The following is a 428-nucleotide window of genomic DNA, read 5'->3' as shown; positions in this document are numbered from 1 at the left end:
CGACGCCCATGCCGACGAGCAACACCGCGCTGCCGAGGAAGGCGATCACCAGGTGGCTCGCCGCGTATGCCGTGCGCGTCACCGACGTGGCGAGCACCGGTTCGGCGCGCAGCGCCGTCTCCTCCGAGCGCAACCGCAACGTCGCCGAGATGCCGTAGGCAGCGGCCAGCAGGCCGGCCACCCCCACCTCGGTGCCGAGGAAGGCGTCGGTGAGCCCGTCCACCCCACCCGTCGTGGTGATCATGTCGCGGGCGGCGTCGCTCTCGAGCATCCCGCCGACGCTCGAGGCCATCCCCCCGAGGATCAGCCCGAGCAGCACGAACCCGGTCAGCCAGCCGGCGAAGCCACCCCGCTGCAGCCGCCAGGCGAGCACCAGCGGACTGCGCAGTCGGGGAGCGGCCCGGGCGGGTCCCGGGCGCGGCCGGACC

General features: G+C 74.8%; 1 pseudogene. It reads right to left on the bottom strand.

The features are described 5' to 3' along the window. Positions 1-373: pseudogene (locus FRW57_RS22855) on the bottom strand (ABC transporter permease); the annotation flags it as partial. Positions 374-428: the final 55 nt, after the last annotated feature.

This window comes from Segeticoccus rhizosphaerae, from assembly GCF_009192725.1.
In the GTDB taxonomy this organism is placed as follows: domain Bacteria; phylum Actinomycetota; class Actinomycetes; order Actinomycetales; family Dermatophilaceae; genus Segeticoccus; species Segeticoccus rhizosphaerae.
Note: the sequence above shows the minus strand (reverse complement) of the source record. Positions and strands in the feature narration are given on the sequence as shown.